This is a genomic window from Pantoea sp. XAF26B01_ASV70, from assembly GCF_054512635.1.
This window is the reverse complement of record NZ_CM137251.1, coordinates 3495474-3513724: the sequence shown is the minus strand read 5'-3', so window position 1 is coordinate 3513724 and position 18251 is coordinate 3495474. Positions and strand designations below refer to the sequence as shown.

Below are 18251 nucleotides of genomic sequence, written 5' to 3'. Positions count from 1 at the left end.
TCGCTTAACGACGCGGGATGCCGAGCACGTCGGCCTCCCGCGTGTCGCCCGACAGTAACTGTCGGGTCTCGCCATCCCAGTAAACCCGGCCATCCACAATCACCACGCTGCGCGGCGCAATCTGCTGGGCATCTTCCAGACTGTGCGACACCATCAGCAGCGTGATGCTGCGCGCTTCACACACCGAACGCACCAGTTGCAGCATCTCTCCGCGCAGCGCGGGATCCAGCGCAGAAAAAGGCTCATCCAGCAGCAGCACCGGACGGTCACGCAGCAGACAGCGTGCCAGCGCCACGCGCTGTCGCTGTCCGCCTGACAGCTCGCCCGGCAGGCGCGTCAGCAGATCGCCTAATCCCACCTGATCGGCCAGCGCAGCAAGCTGCTGGCGCTGCCCGGCGCTCAGCTTCAGTCCGGGGTGCAATCCCAGCGCCATGTTCTGCTGCACGCTGAGGTGCGGAAACAGGTTGTTCTCCTGAAACAGCATCGAAACCGGCCGTCTGGCCGGCACGCTGTGGGTGTGCTCCTGGCCGTCAATCATCAGGGTGCCCTGTGTTACCGGCAGGAAACCGGCAATCAGGCTCAGCAGGGTGCTTTTACCGGCCCCGCTGGGGCCGAGGATCGCGATGCGCTCGCCGCGGGTGGCGTTGAGACTAAAGCGCATCGGCAGATGCTGATAAAGGTACGTGAGGTTATTCAGTGTCAGCATGGCGGCCTGGTAATTTTTCCATCAGGGTGAACAGCAACAAACAGAGCAGTAGCAGCAGCAGCGCGGTCACTGCACCGTCAGCACCGCGATAGGCACCGATCTGTTGATAGAGGTAGAACGGCAGGGTGCGGAAATCGGCAGTACCAAACAGCGCCACCACGCCAAAATCACCGATCGACAGCACGCAGGCAAAGGCCAGCGCCTGGGCCAGCGGACGTTTCAGCGCCCGCAGTTCAATCAGCCGCAGCCGGTTCCAGCCGTGGATATCCAGCGAATCACAGAGTCTGCCGTAACGCTCCGCGACGTCACGCATCGGGTTCTCCAGCACTTTCAGCGCATAGGGAATGGCGATCAGCGCATTGGTGAAGATCACCAGCCCGTCCGCCGACGCCGGCAGACCAATGGTGGCGTTAAACAGCAGGAAAAAGCCGGTGGCGAGCACGATGCCTGGCATCGCCAGAATCAGCATGCCGCTGGTGTCGATAAGGGTTGCCGCCGCCGGGCGCTGACGCAGGCGCAGCTCGCGACTGCTCCACAGCAGCATCATGGTCAGCACCACACAGAGCAGACCGGCGCCGGTGGCGATGCGCAATGAGGTAAACGTCGCCTGCCAGAGAGCAGGCTGCGCCAGCGCGCCGCGCAGTCCGCCGTGCAGACCATCGATGATGACCGCCGCCAGCGGGGGCAGCAGCAGGATCAGCGCCAGCAGGATCAGCAGCGCATCAACCAGCTGCGCCCCGCGCGAATCCTGCGGATCGCGCCAGCCGTTCAGCTGGCTGGTTCCGGCGGGAATGGCCTTGCTGAAGCGCTGGCTGAGCAGCACCAGCGTCATGCAGCAGCCAAGCTGGATCAGCGCCAGAAGTGCAGCGCGTCCCGGATCGTAGTCATAACTCAGCGCCTGGAAAATCGCCAGCTCGATGGTCGTCGCCTGCGGGCCGCCGCCCAGTGAGAGCACGGTAGCAAAGCTGGCGAAACAGAGCATGAAGATCAGCGCGCCGGTCGGCAGCAGCTGACGCCGCAGCCATGGCCACTCCAGCAGACGAAAATGGTGCCAGCCGCGCAGGTCGAGCTGTGCCGCCAGCTGACGCTGTTCCGCCGGAATGCTCTCCAGCGCCTGCAGCATCAGGCGGGTCGCCAGCGGCAGGTTAAAGAAGACGTGCGCCAGCAAAATGCCCGACAGACCGTAGGGAGAGAAGTGGTAATCAATCCCTGCCAGCTGGCACAGCTGCGCCAGCCAGCCGACACGACCATAGACGGTGAGCAGACCAAATACCGCCACCAGCACCGGCAGCACCAGGGTCATGGCGCACAGACGCAGCAGCAGCTGACGGCCAGGGAAACGGCGTCGATAGAGCGCGCGCGCCAGCGGCACCGCTGGCAGCAGCGACAACAGCGCGGAGAGCAGCGCCTGACCAAAAGAGAAGGCGATAACGTGATGCAGGTAATCATCCTGCAGCACGCTGCGCCAGTCATTCTCTGGCGCGGCGCTCCAGAGTGCACCGAAGGCCAGCAGCGCCACGCTGATTAACAGCAGCGTGGCGAGCGAACCGGGGATAAGCCAGCGCGGCATCAGCGGCTGACGGCGCGTTGCCACTGGCTGATCCAGCCTGAACGCTGGCTGGCAACCTCTTCCGGCGAGAACTGCAGGGCGGTGGCGGGCACAGTGAGCGCGCTAAAACCGGCAGGCAGCGGCGTGTCGATTACCGGGTACATCCAGTTACCGGTCGGGATAGTGCGCTGGAAGTCGGGTGACACCATAAACTTCATGAATTGCTGTGCCAGCGCCGGCTGTTTGCTGCTGGCTAACTGCGCGGCAACTTCAACCTGCAGATAGTGGCCCTCTGCAAACGGCGCGGCGGCATAGTTCTCTTTTTTCTCTTCGATGATGTGGTAAGCCGGTGAGGTGGTGTAGCTCAGCACCAGATCGCCTTCGCCCTTGAGGAACAGGCCATAGGCTTCACTCCAGCCTTTGGTCACCGTCACGGTTTTCTGCGCCAGCTTTTGCCACGCCTGCGGTGCCTGATCGCCATAGACTTTCTGCATCCACAACAGCAGACCTAAGCCGGGGGTGCTGGTACGGGGATCTTCGTAGATCACCCGCCACTTTTCCGGGCTGTCGACCAGCTCTTTCAGGCTTTTTGGCGGATTCTTCAGCCGGGTTTTGTCATAGACAAACGCGAAGTAGCCATAATCAAACGGCACGAAGGTGGTGTTGTGCCAGCCGCCGGGCAGTTTTAATGTCGAGGCATCGACCTGACTTTCGGCAAACAGACCGGTTTTTTGCGCCGCCTGTACCAGATTGTTATCCAGCCCCAGTACCAGATCGGCTTTGCTGTTTTTTCCTTCCATGCGCACGCGGTTCAGCAGCGACACGCCATCTTCCAGCGTGACGAATTTCAGCTCGCAGTTGCACTGCGCCTCGAAGGCTTTTTTAACCGCCGGGCCAGGGCCCCAGTCAGCGGAGAAGGAGTCGTAGGTGTAGACCGTGAGAACCGGCTTAGCCGCCAGAACGGGGGCGGAGAGTAACAGCAGCACCGGCAGAACTTTGTTTAACACTTTGCGCTCCTTCAGGAGAATAGGGGATGAGTCGCAAAGGATCTGAGCACAGAGGCCTCCCAAATCCCTACGTCGGTATTAACCGAATCAGGTTCGACGGGTATCTCTCAGCTGCTTGCTGGTGGCAGGCGGCACCCCGTTGAGAACGTCACATTCTAGTCATTTCAGCGCCGGGGCGAAAGCCTCACAGCGCGGGTGGCGCGAACCAGGCGGATTTAAAATCAAACCAGCCCAGCGTATTCATCCGAACGCCGCGCATGCTGCGCTGACCTTCAAGCAGCAGCCAGTGGTGAAACAGCGGATGAAGACCCGCTTCTTCGACTAACTGTTTACTCCATTCGGCCAGCGGCAGCGTTTTCTCGCGCCAGCGGGCCGCATCGCTGTGCCAGTCGATCGGCAGACAGTGATGCAGCAACGGGATCTCATAAAGCTGCGCAAACAGAGAGTAAGTCAGCGGCAGGGTAAAGTTTACGCTGCCAAGCCAGATATCACTTTCCGCTTCGCCCTGATACCAGCTTTCGTAGCTGATCTCGCGGGTCTCCAGCGTGACGCCATGCTCTGCCAGCAGCGGACGCAGCGCGTTAGCGATGCCTTCATGCTCCACGTGCTGGCTGTACCAGGTCAGCGTCAGGTGGGTTAAGCCGGGCGGTTTTTCCACTGGCGTCAGGTCGCGCCGATGATGCCAGCGCGGCAGCAGGCCATATGCCGGAAACCAGTAGCGCTGGTAGCCGACACCGGCGTGATTGAGCAGGGCGATAGGATTAAACAGGTAGCTGACCCAGCGCCGGACCGCCTCGTTGCGTCCCTGTTCTGAACGCTGGTCGAACAGCAGATAGTAGCAGCCCTCTTCAAGGCGGCTCTCCTCCTGAACCTCATCGGCTCCATCGCCCTGCAGACGGACACCGGCATAGACCAGCTCATCGCTGATGTCGGGCAGTACCCAGATAGAGACATCATCAATCAGGGCGCGAAAACCAAAATAGTCATCAAACGCTTCGATCTTCAGCTGACTCTCCTGATTGCGGATCACCCGGTAAGGACCGGTGCCAACCGGCTGGCGGGCAAAATCGTGCAGCGTCGGCCATTCGCGCGGCAGGATCATCGCACTGACGCTGCCCAGCAGCCAGGGTAATCCCTCGTCGGGCTGGCTTAAGCGGATATCCAGCGTCCAGGGCGCGGGCGAGTCGATCTGCTCGATATGGGAAAAGAGCGGATGAGGGCGCTGACGCTCAAGCGTGGCCAGCACATCCTCCATTTCCAGTTCTCTGCCGTGATGAAAGCGAATCGCCGGACGCAGAAAAAAGCGCCAGTGAAGCGGGGAAGTCTGCTGCCAGTGGTGCGCAATATCGGGCTCGATTTCCCCGTTTTCCTCATTTATCCGCGTCAGGCCGTTGAAAATCTGTCGCGCAATGTGGGTTTCGGAGCGCCGCAGCGGCGAACCGGGCAGCAGATTGAGCAGCGGACGATAGTAGAGCACCCGCAGGATATGCTTGCCCTGACGGAAACTGCGGCCCAGATGCGCGGCGATCATCTGCCGTACCTGATTTTTATCGCCCACCAGCTGGACCAGCTGATCGATGCGATCCTGCTCCAGCAAATCCTCGGCACGTTGCTGCTGCAGGGCCAGTCCGGTATAGCAGAAGGTAAGCTGTGAACGCTTGCCGCGTCCGGCTTCCGCCTGCCAGATCAGCCAGCCCGCGGCCTGCATCCGGTTGAGCAGATTGCGCATATGGCGGCGCGAGCAGTGCAGCAGGTCAGCCAGTTCGCTAAGGGTAATCTCCTGCGTTTGCCCCTGACAGCTCTGCCACAGGCGAATGAACTGCTGCTTCAGACGTGATGAGGACATAAAAGAGGAACTCCCGGTGAAAAGCGCTCTGTTTTTCTTGCCCTATTTTAAGAGCAAACTTTGCGTTATGGGAAGAGCGGGAGGCATTCAGCACTGAATGGCGTTCGACCCTGACTTCGCTGTTCAGCGGAGTGCTTTTCTGAGTAGGGTGCATTTACACCGCCAGCAGATGATCTCTGCTGGCTTTTTTCATGTTGCGCGGTATCGTCTACCCTTCTTTTTCCCCTCTGTTTGTTCTGTAAGGGATTTCGGTATGAAATCGCTGTTAACGCGGCAGCGCCGCATCAATCCGGTTTACCTCGCTTTTATGGTCGCCTCGTTCATGCTGGGCATCGCGGGCGCACTGCAGGCGCCGACGCTCAGCCTGTTTCTGACGCGCGAGGTGCAGGCGCGGCCCTTCTGGGTCGGACTGTTTTTCACCATCAATGCGGTGGCCGGTATCGTGGTGAGCATGCTGGTGGCAAAGCGCTCTGACAGCGTCGGCGATCGTCGTCATATCATTCTCTTCTGCTGCCTGATGGCGCTGGTCAATGCGCTGCTGTTTGCCTTTACCCGCCACTATCTGACCTTGCTGACGCTGGGCGTGCTGCTGTCGGCGCTGGCCAGCGTCTCGATGCCTCAGCTGTTTGCGCTGGCGCGGGAATATGCCGATCAGTCGGCGCGTGAAGCGGTGATGTTCAGTTCGGTGATGCGTGCACAGCTGTCGCTGGCGTGGGTGATTGGGCCGCCGCTCTCCTTCGCGCTGGCGCTGAACTACGGCTTTGTGACGCTATTTATGGTGGCCGCCGCACTGTTTCTGATCTGTATCTTGCTGGTCTGGTTCACCGTGCCGTCGGTGCCACGTTCGCAGCCCCTGATGCAAAGCGGCGGGCTGCCGCTAAGTGGCTGGCGCGATCGGGATGTGCGTTTACTGTTCCTGGCCTCAGTCGCGATGTGGACCTGCAACACGATGTATATCATCGATATGCCGCTCTATATCAGCACCACGCTGGGGCTGCCTGAGAAGCTGGCCGGTCTGCTGATGGGAACGGCTGCGGGGCTGGAGATCCCGGTGATGCTGCTGGCTGGACATTACGCGCGGCGTATCGGCAAGCGCCGGTTAATGCTGATCGCGGTGGCGGCTGGCGTACTGTTTTATCTGGGGCTGGTGCTGTTCAATTCCCGCACGTCGCTGATGGTGTTGCAGCTGTTTAACGCGGTGTTTGTCGGGATTATTGCTGGCATAGGGATGCTGTGGTTTCAGGATCTGATGCCAGGACGGCCTGGTGCGGCGACCACCATGTTCACCAACTCGATCTCGACCGGCATGATTCTGGCTGGCGTTATTCAGGGCACGCTCAGTGAGCGACTGGGACATGAGGCAGTTTACTGGCTGGCATTCGGGCTGGCTATTGTGGCGCTGGTGATGTCGGCACGGGTGCGCGACGTATAAAGAAGAAGGGCGACCCGATGTCGTAATGCCAGTCAGTTAAGCGACAGGTGATAACGCAGTCTGGTGCCGCTCAGGGGCTGGCGGTCCTCGCGCCGCTGCGCGGTTCCTTCACTTCATTCTTCTGCCTGACGGACCGCCGGGGATGGCACATCCTGTGCCGCCCCGCCTTTCGCCCGCGTCCTGCGGGCTCTCCTGGCAGACTCATTCTGTTCAGCGCTGCGGATTGCCTGCCCCTGCCCGGCCCCGGCCTGCTCTGAAACTTCAGTGTGTATTGTTAAGAAGGGCACGAGAGTGGAGGCTCAAAGCCGAAGGTACCGCGTGAGCGGCGCGAGGACGGCCCGGCAGCAGCAAGAGGTGCGCTGGCCCGCACTGCGGCTCGCTCGCCCGGAAAAAAAGCTGCCACGTTTGACCGTGACAGCCTTTACAAATGTAATCTTAACTGATCAGCATTACGACCCGATGTCGCCCTGCTTTAACTCAATCAGCGCAGGAAGGCGGGCTGATTCTGCTCATACTGCGAAATGGAGGCTTCGTGCTGCAGCGTCAGACCGATGCTGTCCAGGCCGTTAATCATGCAGTGGCGGCGGAAGCTGTCGAGCTCGAACGAATAGACTTTATCGCCAGCGGTGACCGTCTGCGCCTCCAGGTCTACCGTAAAGCTGATGCCGGGCTGGGCCGCAACCAGTCTGAACAGCTCATCCACTTCCTCTTCGCTTAACTTCACCGGCAGCAGCTGGTTGTTGAAGCTGTTGCCATAAAAGATATCCGCGAAGCTCGGCGCAATCACCACGTGAAAACCAAAATCGGTCAGCGCCCAGGGCGCATGTTCACGTGAAGAGCCGCAGCCAAAATTTTCACGCGCCAGCAGGATGCTGGTGCCTTTGAACTCAGGCTTGTTCAGCACAAAGCCGGGCGTTGGCACGGTGCCCGCGTCATCTTCAAAGCGCCAGTCGTGGAACAGATGCTGTCCAAAACCGGTGCGGGTGACCTTCTGCAAAAACTGCTTGGGAATGATCGCGTCCGTATCGACGTTCGCGGCATCCAGCGGCGCAACAATGCCAGTGTGCTGAGTAAATTTATTCGCCATGACTTAAGCTCCTGTCGTCAGTTCACGGATGTCGGCAAAGTGGCCGGTTACGGCAGCCGCCGCGGCCATCGCCGGGCTGACCAGATGGGTACGTCCACCACGGCCCTGACGGCCTTCAAAGTTACGGTTGCTGGTTGACGCGCAACGCTCGCCCGGATTCAGGCGGTCATTGTTCATCGCCAGACACATTGAGCAGCCTGGCAGACGCCATTCAAAGCCCGCTTCCAGGAAGATTTTGTCCAGACCTTCAGCTTCGGCCTGCGCTTTCACCGGGCCGGAACCCGGCACCACCATGGCGACCACGCCAGGCGCGACTTTGCGGCCTTTGGCGATGGCGGCGGCGGCACGCAGATCTTCAATACGTGAGTTGGTGCAGGAGCCGATAAACACTTTATCAATCGCCACATCGGTCAGTTTGATGCCTGGCTGCAGGTTCATGTAGGCCAGGGCTTTTTCGGCTGAGGCGCGCTCAACCGGATCGGCGAACGAGGCCGGATTCGGGATCACCTGATCAACGGCAATGACCTGACCCGGATTGGTGCCCCAGGTGACCTGCGGTGCAATCTCTTCAGCATGCAGCGTTACCACCGCATCATATTTCGCGCCTTCGTCAGACTTCAGGGTGCGCCAGTAATCAACGGCCTGCTCCCATTTCTCACCCTGCGGCGAGAACTGACGACCTTTCAGATAGTTGAAGGTGGTCTCATCCGGTGCCACCAGGCCCGCTTTCGCACCCATCTCAATCGCCATGTTGCACAGGGTCATACGACCTTCCATGCTCAGCGCCTGAATCGCCGGACCGCAGAATTCGACCACATAGCCGGTTCCGCCTGCGCTGCCGGTTTTGCCGATGATCGCCAGCACGATATCTTTAGCCGTAATGCCGGTTGACGCCTGGCCCAGTACTTCAATCTTCATGGTTTTTGCCCGACCCTGTTTCAGGGTCTGGGTAGCAAACACATGTTCAACTTCAGAGGTGCCGATACCAAAGGCCAGCGAGCCAAACGCACCGTGCGTGGCGGTGTGCGAGTCGCCGCACACAATCGTCATGCCCGGCAGCGTCATGCCCTGCTCAGGACCGATAACGTGGACGATGCCCTGGAACGGATGATTCAGGTCATACAGCTGTACGCCAAACTCAGCGCAGTTCTTCATCAGCTCCTGCATCTGAATACGCGCCATCTCGCCCGACGCATTGATATCTTTGGTCTGGGTTGAGACGTTGTGATCCATGGTGGCAAAAGTTTTGCCCGGCTGACGGACTTTACGTCCGTGGGCGCGCAGACCATCAAAGGCCTGGGGCGAGGTCACCTCATGGATCAGATGGCGATCAATGTAGAGTAACGGTGTTTCTTCTGGCGTTTCGTGGACGACATGTGCATCAAATAACTTCTGGTATAAAGTTTTCATTTTTTTATTTTTCCTCGGCGATAAAGCGGGCAATGATGCTGCCCATCTCATCTGTGCTGACCGCTGGGCCATCACCGGCTAAATCTTTGGTGCGGTAGCCCTGTTCCAGCGCACGGCTGATGGCGCGTTCGATACTGTCGGCAGCCTCATCGGCATTCAGGCTGTAACGCAGCAGCAGCGACAGCGACAGGATCTGGGCGACCGGGTTGGCAATATTCTGACCGGCGATATCCGGCGCCGAGCCACCCGCGGGTTCGAACAGGCCAAAGCCCGCTTCATTCAGGCTGGCGGAAGGCAGCATCCCCATCGAGCCGGTGATCATGGCGCACTCATCAGAGAGAATATCGCCGAACAGGTTGGAGCAGAGCAGCACGTCAAACTGCGACGGGTCTTTGATCAACTGCATAGTGGCGTTGTCGATATAGATGTGGCTCAGCTGCACGTCCGGGTACTCTTTGGCCACTTCGTTGACGATTTCACGCCACATCACCGAGGTCTGCAGCACGTTGGCTTTATCAACCGAGGTGACTTTGTTACGGCGTTTGCGCGCCGATTCAAACGCGATGCGGGCGATGCGCTCAATTTCGAAACGGTGATAAACCTCGGTATCAAATGCACGCTCTTCCGGGCCGCTGCCTTCACGTCCTTTCGGCTGACCAAAGTAGATGCCGCCGGTCAGTTCACGCACGCACAGAATGTCGAAGCCTTTGGCAGCAATGTCGGCGCGCAGCGGGCAAAACGCCTCCAGTCCGCTGTAGAGTGCAGCCGGACGCAGGTTACTGAACAGCTTAAAATGTTTGCGCAGCGGCAGCAGCGCACCGCGCTCCGGCTGCGATGCCGGCGGTAAGTGCTCCCACTTCGGGCCGCCAACGGAACCAAACAGGATCGCGTCGGCCTGCTCGCAGCCTGCAACCGTTGCGGGTGGCAGGGGTTCGCCATGCTGATCGATAGCAATGCCGCCGACCGCATACTCCTGGGTGGTGATCTGCATATCAAAGCGCTGACGAATGGCATCCAGCACTTTCATAGCCTGCGCCATCACTTCCGGGCCGATACCATCACCGGGTAAAACTGCGATATGAGATGAGCTGGACATGGTTATACGGTTTCCTTCTGATCTTTAAATTTGCGCTGCAATTCTTGTTCAACCTGACGGGCACGCCAGATATTGTTCAGAGCGTTGACCATCGCTTTGGCGGAGGACTCCACAATATCGGTCGCCAGACCAATGCCGTGGAACTTGCGGCCGTTGTAGCTCACGACGATATCGACCTGACCCAGCGCATTCTCGCCGTGGCCTTTCGCGGTCAGCTTGTAGTTAACCAGCTCAGCGTCGAACTGGGTGATACGGTTAATCGCCTGGTAGACCGCGTCAACCGGGCCATTACCGGTGGCTGCATCCGATTTAGCGACATCGCCGCAGCCCAGATTGACAGAGGCGGTGGCGGTGATGCTGGAACCGGTCTGGACGTTAAATTCGTGCAGCTGGAAATGTTCCGGCTCTTCATTCTGCTTGTTGATGAAGGCCAGCGCTTCCAGGTCGTAATCGAAAACCTGCCCTTTTTTATCGGCCAGTTTCAGGAAGGCGTCATACAGCGTATCCAGATTGTAATCCTGCTCGGCATAGCCCATCTCTTCCATACGATGTTTTACCGCCGCGCGGCCAGAACGTGAGGTCAGGTTCAGCTGGATTTTGTGTAAGCCGATCGATTCCGGCGTCAGGATTTCATAGTTCTCGCGGTTCTTCAGCACGCCATCCTGATGGATACCCGAGGAGTGAGCGAAGGCGTTAGAGCCGACCACTGCCTTGTTCGCCGGGATCGGCATGTTGCAGATCTGGCTGACCATCTGGCTGGTACGGTAGATTTCCTGATGATTGATATTGGTATGCACGTTCATGATCTGCTGGCGGGTTTTAATCGCCATGATCACCTCTTCCAGCGCACAGTTACCGGCACGTTCACCCAGGCCATTCATCGTTCCTTCAACCTGACGCGCGCCCGCCTGTACGGCAGCCAGGGCGTTGCCGGTTGCCATACCCAGGTCATCGTGGGTGTGAACAGAGATAATTGCTTTGTCGATGTTAGGAACGCGATTCATCAGTTCGCCGATGATGTGGGCATACTCGCCTGGCAGGGTGTAGCCAACGGTGTCCGGGATGTTGATGGTGGTGGCACCGGCGTTAATCGTGGCTTCTACCATCCGGCACAGGTCATCAATCGGGGTACGGCCGCCATCTTCGCAGGAGAACTCAACGTCGCTGGTATAATTACGCGCACGTTTCACCATATGCACCGCACGCTCAATCACTTCCGGCAGCGTGCTGCGCAGTTTGGTGGCGATGTGCATCGGCGAGGTGGCGATAAAGGTATGAATACGGAAGGCTTCGGCAACACGCAGTGATTCGTACGCCGCATCAATATCTTTTTCCACACAGCGTGCCAGACCGCAAACCCGACTGTTTTTAATGGTGCGCGCAATGGTCTGCACAGACTCAAAGTCGCCCGGTGAGGAGACCGGGAAACCGACTTCCATCACATCCACGCCCATGCGCTCCAGCGCTAAAGCAATCTGCAATTTTTCTTTCACACTCAGGCTGGCCTGTAATGCCTGCTCACCGTCGCGCAGAGTGGTATCGAAAATAATGACTTGCTGGCTCATCGTAATCATCCTTATGCTTTTTCTGGCCTGGCAACGAGCATAAAAAAACCCGCGACAGGCGCGGGTTTTTAACTTTCAGCAGGTTTGAATCAGTGTTTGATTCCGCCCACAAGTCTACCGCGCAAGCTGAGTGCGTTTAGTAGTAGACCGAGAAGGCGAACAGAACGAAACATGGATTCAAACCTTATAAAATGTTGTGCTGTACATATTGGTACTGGAATCACTCAGGGATGTCAACCTTCAATGCAGGGGTATTCTTAGTGGTGCCAGAGGAAGATATTCTGTTATTTAACGGTCAGGCAGCGTAATGAACAGCGCCGTAGTGGCTGCGGAGGCAATCGACCCGGGAATGAGCACTGATTCTGCGGGTGTTTGATTTTATTGTGTTGAAAATCAAAGACTTTATCGGGAGGGTGTCTCACGAGGATACAGGATATATCACCTGCTCTTTAGCATAATCGAATGCGCTTCAGCGATTTACTGGTTAATTACGCCAGAAAAGAAAAGTGTCAGGCGATTGTGGGCCAGGGCAGCCGGGTAATAAGTTTTCGTTATTTCTTAGATCACGCTGAAAATAATTTCTTAATCAGCATTTTCCTCTGCGGTTCTGCCGCGTAATTAGTTTAATCCGCGCAGCCAATTCTTATCGGGCAGAGCCTTTACGCCCCTGCCTTTTAATTTACGTGGGTTTGCGGTTTGCCTGCCCGGTTAACTGCGGTTATGGTAATCGACCTACTCTCAGAAAAATAAACTCAACAGATTTCTCTGTAACCGGACAGCGGCAGTTGTTTCCGCTGTCATGCATAAACATAAGATTTTGATTGGCAAAGCAGGCACCAGGGCTTTGTGGTACGCGCTAACGGGCGTATTAACAGAGCCGGGTCCGCAAGCCTGGAGGCAGAAGATGGAGATGTTGTCAGGAGCCGAAATGGTCGTCCGTTCGTTAATCGATCAGGGCGTTAAGCAGGTATTCGGTTATCCGGGTGGCGCAGTGTTGGATATCTATGATGCGCTGCAAACCGTCGGGGGTATCGATCACATTCTGGTGCGTCATGAGCAGGGTGCGGTGCACATGGCTGACGGCCTGGCGCGCGCCACCGGTGAAGTCGGCGTGGTGCTCGTCACCTCCGGACCCGGCGCAACCAATGCGATTACCGGTATCGCCACCGCCTATATGGACTCGATTCCGCTGGTGATCCTCTCGGGTCAGGTTCCCTCGTCGCTGATTGGCTATGACGCCTTTCAGGAGTGCGACATGGTCGGCATCTCTCGTCCGGTAGTGAAGCACAGCTTCCTGGTGAAAAGTACCGAAGAGATCCCAACCGTGTTGAAAAAGGCGTTCTGGCTGGCTTCCACCGGACGTCCGGGGCCGGTGGTGATCGATCTGCCAAAAGATATTCTGAATCCGGCCAACAAGTTGCCTTATCACTGGCCGGATACGGTGAGCATGCGCTCCTACAATCCGACTATTCAGGGCCATAAAGGTCAGATTAAGCGTGCGCTGACCACATTGCTGGCCGCGAAGAAGCCGGTGATCTACGCCGGTGGTGGTGCCATTACCGCCGGCTGCGAAGCGGAACTGTTAAAGCTGGCCGAAAGCCTGAATATTCCGGTGACGACCTCGCTGATGGGCCTGGGCGCGTTCCCTGGCACTCATCGTCAGTGCGTTGGCATGCTCGGTATGCACGGCACGTACGAAGCCAACATGACGATGCACAATACCGACCTGATTTTTGGTATTGGTGTTCGCTTTGATGACCGCACCACCAACAACCTGGCGAAGTATTGTCCCAACGCCACAGTGATGCATATCGATATCGACCCGACCTCTATCTCTAAGACGGTGGCGGCGGATATCCCGATTGTCGGTGATGCGAAGCAGGTGCTGCAGCAGATGCTGGAGTTACTGGCACAAAGCGAAAGCCAGCGCGCTGAGAGCCTGCACGACTGGTGGCAGGAGATTGAGGGCTGGCGCAGTCGTCACTGCCTGGAATTTGATCGCACCAGCGACAAAATCAAGCCGCAGGCGGTGATTGAAACCATCAGCCGTCTGACCAAAGGCGATGCGTATGTGACGTCGGACGTGGGCCAGCACCAGATGTTTGCTGCGCTCTATTATCCCTTCGACAAACCGCGTCGCTGGATCAACTCCGGCGGTCTGGGCACCATGGGCTTTGGCCTGCCTGCTGCGCTGGGCGTGAAGATGGCGCTGCCGGATGAAACAGTCATCTGCGTAACGGGCGATGGCAGTATCCAGATGAACATTCAGGAGCTTTCCACGGCGCTGCAGTACGATCTGCCGGTGCTGGTGCTGAACCTGAATAACCGGGTGCTGGGTATGGTGAAACAGTGGCAGGATATGATCTACTCCGGTCGTCACTCCCAGTCTTATATGGAGTCACTGCCTGACTTCGTGCGTCTGGCGGAAGCCTACGGCCACGTCGGGATCGCGATTGAGCACCCGGCTGAGCTGGAAGAGAAGCTGGCGCTGGCGCTGGAAACCCTGGCGAAGGGACGTCTGGTATTTGTGGATGTCACCGTTGACGGTAGCGAGCATGTTTACCCGATGCAGATTCGCGGTGGCAGCATGGATGAGATGTGGTTGAGCAAAACGGAGAGGACATAATTATGCGTCGTATTTTATCAGTTCTGCTGGAGAACGAATCCGGCGCATTATCCCGTGTCGTCGGCCTGTTCTCGCAGCGCGGCTATAACATTGAGAGCCTGACCGTGGCGCCAACGGATGATCCTACGCTGTCGCGGATGACCATTCAGACGGTGGGCGATCAGAAGGTGCTGGAGCAGATTGAAAAGCAGCTGCACAAGCTGGTAGATGTGCTGCGCGTTACCGAGCTGGGGCAGGGCGCCTATGTTGAGCGCGAAATCATGCTGGTGAAGATTCAGGCGAGCGGTTATGGCCGCGAAGAGGTGAAGCGTAACGCCGAGATCTTCCGCGGTCAGATCATCGACGTGACGCCGACGCTGTACACGGTTCAGCTGGCAGGCACCAGTGACAAACTGGACGCCTTCCTGAGTACCGTCCGCGACGTTGCCGAAATTGTTGAAGTGGCACGCTCCGGTATCGTCGGCGTTTCACGCGGCGATCGTATCATGCGTTAATCACGCAGCGTCATCATCAATCCTCACCTAACCCGGCGAAATGCCGGGTTTTTTTATTTTTTATGCGCCAGGCGAGTTACATTCAGAAAAGCGGTTGCTCCGCGCACTTTTCTGCTGTTAGATGATAGCCATGAGTTATCCATAGCTTAACTGCGGCTATTTCTGCCGTAAAAGCGGATTTGATGGTGGGGTTATCGTGAAACTGGATGAAATTGCGCGTTTGGCAGGCGTGTCGCGCACCACGGCCAGTTATGTGATCAATGGCAAAGCGCGGCAGTATCGTGTCAGCGACAAAACCGTTGAGAAAGTCATGGCGGTGGTACGTGAGCATAATTATCACCCTAATGCGGTGGCTGCCGGGCTGCGCGCCGGGCGTACGCGCTCTATTGGGTTAGTGATCCCCGATCTGGAAAATACCAGTTATACCCGTATTGCGAACTATCTTGAGCGGCAGGCCCGTCAGCGCGGCTATCAGCTGCTGATCGCCTGTTCTGAAGATCAGCCCGATAACGAGATGCGCTGCATTGAGCATCTGTTACAGCGCCAGGTCGATGCGATCATCGTCTCTACTTCGTTACCGCCAGAGCATCCCTTTTATCAGCGCTGGATCAACGATCCCCTGCCGATTATTGCGTTAGATCGCGCGCTGGATCGTGAACATTTCACCAGCGTAGTGGGTGCCGATCAGGACGATGCTCATATGCTGGCGGCTGAACTGCGTCAGCTTGAGGTCAAAAATGTGCTGTTCCTCGGTGCGTTACCCGAGCTGTCGGTAAGTTTCCTGCGCGAGCTGGGTTTCCGCGATGCATGGAAAGACGATCCCCGGCCGATTGACTATATCTACTGCAATAGCTTCGAACGCACAGCCGCCGCGGCACTGTTTGAACAATACCTTGAAGATCACCCGATGCCGGAGGCGCTTTTTACCACCTCATTTGGCTTGCTGCAGGGTGTGATGGATGTGACGCTGAAACGAGACGGACGGCTTCCGACCGAGCTGGCCATCGCCACCTTTGGCGACCACGAATTACTGGACTTTCTTGAGTGTCCGGTGCTGGCGGTAGGTCAGCGTCATCGTGACGTGGCAGAGCGCGTGCTGGAATTAGTTTTAGCCTCGCTGGATGAACCCAGAAAACCAAAACCCGGGTTAACCCGCATTCGCCGTAATTTATACCGTCGCGGACAATTAAGCCGAAAAGTTAAATGAGCCACGGGCAGTATTACGCTGCCCGCCCATTTTATTTAACGATTTAACTGATTAAATAAACAGGTCGACGTAAAAAAGCGTAAATTCTGCTCATCAAATCTAACAAAGCAGAAAGGGTTATTTTTATTATCTGCTTACAACTTCAACAAACTTACTTTCCCGTCTGGCCTTAAGCCGCTGGGCTTCCTTTCGGAAATCCCCTAAAATGCCGCCGCTGTCTCAGAAACCACGATTAATATTTAGCCCTTTACATTGTTTCATTTTTAGTCGTTTTTTCCCGGGTCGTTTTTTTTATTCAGGTATTCATCGGCTTAATTTTTACTTTCCCCTTTTATTCGTTTATATCGTCGCCAGAGATTAATTCTTCACTCTGTAAATAGTGATATTCACCTGCCGCTCCGGCTTGACAAGGATTTCATGGGATCCTTAAACTCGTTTCGTGGTAAAAAGTGGGATAAAGTGGCGTAAATGGGTGATGAGGAGAAGAGACTGGCATGTTCCGCGGAGCAACGTTAGTCAATCTCGACAGCAAAGGGCGGCTCGCCGTACCTACGCGATATCGCGATTTGCTGATTGGGGAGTCTCAGGGGCAGATGGTCTGTACCATCGACCTCCACCAGCCATGCCTGTTGCTTTATACCCTGCCCGAATGGGAAATCATTGAAAAAAAGCTGGCACGCCTTTCCAGTATGAATCCACTTGAGCGCCGCGTGCAGCGTTTGCTGCTGGGGCATGCCAGTGAATGTCAGATGGATAATGCAGGCCGCCTGCTGCTGGCGAATACGCTTCGGCAGCACGCAAAATTAACCAAAGAAGTGATGCTGGTTGGACAGTTCAATAAGTTTGAGCTGTGGGATGAACAGACCTGGTATCAACAAGTCAGGGACGATATTGACGCAGAACAGTCGGCTCAGGAGCCTTTATCTGAGCGGTTGCAGGACTTGTCGCTATAGCTATGCAGGAAAATTTCAAACATACCACCGTGCTGTTGGATGAGGCGGTTAACGGCCTCAATATCAGGGAAGACGGTATTTACGTCGACGGCACTTTTGGTCGTGGTGGCCATTCACGCCTGATTCTTTCGCAGCTGGGAGAGAAGGGAAAGCTGATCGCCATCGATCGTGATCCGCAAGCTATCGCCGCTGCCGCAGAGATCACCGACCCGCGTTTTTCAATTATTCATGGCCCTTTTTCCGCGCTGGCAGAGTATGTCTCTGAACGGGATCTGGTCGGAAAGATTGACGGCATTTTGCTGGACCTGGGGGTTTCATCACCGCAGCTGGATGACGCCGAACGTGGCTTCTCCTTTATGCGTGACGGACCGCTGGATATGCGAATGGACCCGTCGCGCGGGCACTCCGCCGCAGAATGGTTACTGCACGCAGAAGAGGCGGATATCGCGTTTGTCCTGAAGACCTACGGTGAAGAGCGATTCGCCAAACGCATCGCCCGGGCCATTGTCGAGCGTAATCGTGAACAGCCGATGACCCGGACCCGGGAACTGGCTGAGGTGATCTCAATTGCCATGCCGGTAAAAGATAAGTTTAAGCATCCGGCTACGCGCAGCTTCCAGGCGATTCGTATCTGGATTAACAGCGAACTGGAAGAGATCGATATTGCCCTGAAAGGCGCTGTTGAAGTGCTGGCTCCGCAGGGCCGCCTCTCTGTTATCAGCTTCCATTCACTGGAAGATCGGCTGGTGAAGCGCTTTATGCGCGATCAGAGTCGCGGGCCGCAGGTGCCGCCTCAGGATTCCCATGACTGAACATCAGCTGCGTGCCCTGGGTGGGCGTGAACTGAAGTTGCTCGGCAAAATGTCGCCGGGTGACGCTGAAGTCTCTGAAAACCCACGTGCGCGCAGCTCGGTATTACGTATCGCGGAGAAAACCGACGCATGATCGGTAATGAGCGTCACAGTCTGCCTGCCGTTATCGGCGGGGATCTGCTGCGAAAAGGCAAGATTCCGGTGCTGTTGCTGATCGCTGTGGTGGTTTCTGCCGTGCTGGTGGTGACTACCACCCATAAAACACGACTGTTAACCGCGCAGCGCGAACAGCTGGTGCTGGAGCGTGACGCACTCGATATCGAGTGGCGCAACCTGATCCTGGAAGAGAATGCACTGGGCGATCACAGCCGTGTTGAACGCATCGCCACCGAGAAGCTGCAACTGCAGCACGTTGATCCTTCACAAGAAAATATCGTGGTGCAGAAATAAGGACCTCAGAT

The 18251-nt window shown here is 56.9% G+C and carries 15 protein-coding genes, 1 pseudogene and 1 riboswitch; of the genes and pseudogenes, 7 read left to right on the top strand and 9 right to left on the bottom strand.

The window, feature by feature from the left end:
- Positions 1–4: 4 nt before the first annotated feature.
- The 4 genes from thiQ to sgrR form a co-directional block, all read right to left on the bottom strand.
- Complete coding sequence (gene thiQ / locus ACX8ZY_RS16630) at positions 5–706, bottom strand: thiamine ABC transporter ATP-binding protein ThiQ (protein WP_421665093.1); 702 nt, start codon at positions 704–706, stop codon at positions 5–7.
- Positions 690–2300 carry a thiamine/thiamine pyrophosphate ABC transporter permease ThiP gene (gene thiP / locus ACX8ZY_RS16625; RefSeq protein WP_163763219.1) on the bottom strand — a complete coding sequence of 537 codons (1611 nt, stop codon included), beginning with the start codon at positions 2298–2300 and terminating at the stop codon, positions 690–692. The genes thiQ and thiP overlap by 17 nt, the downstream gene beginning before the upstream one ends.
- Positions 2276–3262, bottom strand: coding sequence for a thiamine ABC transporter substrate binding subunit (gene thiB, locus ACX8ZY_RS16620; RefSeq protein ID WP_010671816.1), 987 nt, complete (start codon positions 3260–3262; stop codon positions 2276–2278). The genes thiP and thiB overlap by 25 nt, the downstream gene beginning before the upstream one ends.
- Positions 3263–3308: 46 nt before the next feature.
- Positions 3309–3411: riboswitch (TPP riboswitch) on the bottom strand.
- Positions 3412–3446: 35 nt separating this feature from the next.
- The gene (gene sgrR, locus ACX8ZY_RS16615) at positions 3447–5108 is read right to left on the bottom strand and encodes an HTH-type transcriptional regulator SgrR (protein WP_045140778.1); all 1662 of its coding nucleotides are present in this window, start codon (positions 5106–5108) and stop codon (positions 3447–3449) included.
- Positions 5109–5361: 253 nt separating this feature from the next.
- Here sgrR and ACX8ZY_RS16610 point away from each other — a divergent pair, with 253 nt between their 5' ends.
- Positions 5362–6540, top strand: a complete 1179-nt coding sequence (locus ACX8ZY_RS16610) for an MFS transporter (RefSeq protein ID WP_010253833.1) — start codon at positions 5362–5364, stop codon at positions 6538–6540.
- Between the two features lie 481 nt (positions 6541–7021).
- On the opposite strand, the gene leuD is transcribed toward ACX8ZY_RS16610, so the two are convergent.
- The 5 genes from leuD to leuL all read right to left on the bottom strand — a co-directional run bounded on the left by leuD (position 7022) and on the right by leuL (position 11871).
- On the bottom strand, positions 7022–7627 hold the full coding sequence (gene leuD / locus ACX8ZY_RS16605) for a 3-isopropylmalate dehydratase small subunit (RefSeq protein WP_008925570.1): 606 nt from the start codon (positions 7625–7627) through the stop codon (positions 7022–7024).
- A 3-nt stretch (positions 7628–7630) separates the two neighbouring features.
- Positions 7631–9037: a 3-isopropylmalate dehydratase large subunit gene (gene leuC, locus ACX8ZY_RS16600; RefSeq protein ID WP_010671818.1), complete on the bottom strand. Its 1407-nt coding sequence runs from the start codon at positions 9035–9037 to the stop codon at positions 7631–7633.
- A gap of 4 nt (positions 9038–9041) precedes the next feature.
- A complete protein-coding gene (leuB, locus tag ACX8ZY_RS16595; RefSeq protein ID WP_022625403.1) occupies positions 9042–10133 on the bottom strand; it encodes a 3-isopropylmalate dehydrogenase in 1092 nt (363 codons plus the stop codon).
- A gap of 2 nt (positions 10134–10135) precedes the next feature.
- Positions 10136–11698 (bottom strand): 2-isopropylmalate synthase, encoded by a 1563-nt coding sequence (gene leuA, locus ACX8ZY_RS16590; RefSeq protein ID WP_010253843.1) that lies wholly within the window; start codon positions 11696–11698, stop codon positions 10136–10138.
- 89 nt (positions 11699–11787) lie between these two features.
- Positions 11788–11871 carry a leu operon leader peptide gene (leuL, locus tag ACX8ZY_RS16585; RefSeq protein WP_099257765.1) on the bottom strand — a complete coding sequence of 28 codons (84 nt, stop codon included), beginning with the start codon at positions 11869–11871 and terminating at the stop codon, positions 11788–11790.
- Positions 11872–12602: 731 nt separating this feature from the next.
- Here leuL and ilvI point away from each other — a divergent pair.
- The 6 genes and pseudogenes from ilvI to ftsL all read left to right on the top strand — a co-directional run bounded on the left by ilvI (position 12603) and on the right by ftsL (position 18240).
- Positions 12603–14324, top strand: coding sequence for an acetolactate synthase 3 large subunit (gene ilvI / locus ACX8ZY_RS16580; protein WP_010671820.1), 1722 nt, complete (start codon positions 12603–12605; stop codon positions 14322–14324).
- Positions 14325–14326: 2 nt separating this feature from the next.
- Positions 14327–14818 carry an acetolactate synthase small subunit gene (ilvN, locus tag ACX8ZY_RS16575; RefSeq protein ID WP_003854770.1) on the top strand — a complete coding sequence of 164 codons (492 nt, stop codon included), beginning with the start codon at positions 14327–14329 and terminating at the stop codon, positions 14816–14818.
- 196 nt (positions 14819–15014) lie between these two features.
- Positions 15015–16025, top strand: coding sequence for a catabolite repressor/activator (gene cra, locus ACX8ZY_RS16570; protein ID WP_010253851.1), 1011 nt, complete (start codon positions 15015–15017; stop codon positions 16023–16025).
- Between the two features lie 494 nt (positions 16026–16519).
- On the top strand, positions 16520–16978 hold the full coding sequence (gene mraZ / locus ACX8ZY_RS16565) for a division/cell wall cluster transcriptional repressor MraZ (RefSeq protein WP_009092149.1): 459 nt from the start codon (positions 16520–16522) through the stop codon (positions 16976–16978).
- A gap of 2 nt (positions 16979–16980) precedes the next feature.
- Positions 16981–17923: pseudogene (gene rsmH, locus ACX8ZY_RS16560) on the top strand (16S rRNA (cytosine(1402)-N(4))-methyltransferase RsmH).
- A complete protein-coding gene (gene ftsL, locus ACX8ZY_RS16555) occupies positions 17920–18240 on the top strand; it encodes a cell division protein FtsL (RefSeq protein ID WP_003854764.1) in 321 nt (106 codons plus the stop codon). Before rsmH ends, ftsL begins: the two are co-directional and overlap by 4 nt.
- Positions 18241–18251 lie beyond the last annotated feature (11 nt).

Coding starts and splice junctions, on each gene's coding strand:
- ilvI (WP_010671820.1), top strand. CDS start 12,603: ATGGAGATGTTGTCAGGAGCCGAAATGGTCGTCCGTTCGTTAATCGAT.
- ilvN (WP_003854770.1), top strand. CDS start 14,327: ATGCGTCGTATTTTATCAGTTCTGCTGGAGAACGAATCCGGCGCATTA.
- leuD (WP_008925570.1), bottom strand. CDS start 7,627: ATGGCGAATAAATTTACTCAGCACACTGGCATTGTTGCGCCGCTGGAT.
- mraZ (WP_009092149.1), top strand. CDS start 16,520: ATGTTCCGCGGAGCAACGTTAGTCAATCTCGACAGCAAAGGGCGGCTC.
- thiQ (WP_421665093.1), bottom strand. CDS start 706: ATGCTGACACTGAATAACCTCACGTACCTTTATCAGCATCTGCCGATG.
- ACX8ZY_RS16610 (WP_010253833.1), top strand. CDS start 5,362: ATGAAATCGCTGTTAACGCGGCAGCGCCGCATCAATCCGGTTTACCTC.
- ftsL (WP_003854764.1), top strand. CDS start 17,920: ATGATCGGTAATGAGCGTCACAGTCTGCCTGCCGTTATCGGCGGGGAT.
- leuL (WP_099257765.1), bottom strand. CDS start 11,871: ATGTTTCGTTCTGTTCGCCTTCTCGGTCTACTACTAAACGCACTCAGC.
- leuA (WP_010253843.1), bottom strand. CDS start 11,698: ATGAGCCAGCAAGTCATTATTTTCGATACCACTCTGCGCGACGGTGAG.
- leuB (WP_022625403.1), bottom strand. CDS start 10,133: ATGTCCAGCTCATCTCATATCGCAGTTTTACCCGGTGATGGTATCGGC.
- leuC (WP_010671818.1), bottom strand. CDS start 9,037: ATGAAAACTTTATACCAGAAGTTATTTGATGCACATGTCGTCCACGAA.
- sgrR (WP_045140778.1), bottom strand. CDS start 5,108: ATGTCCTCATCACGTCTGAAGCAGCAGTTCATTCGCCTGTGGCAGAGC.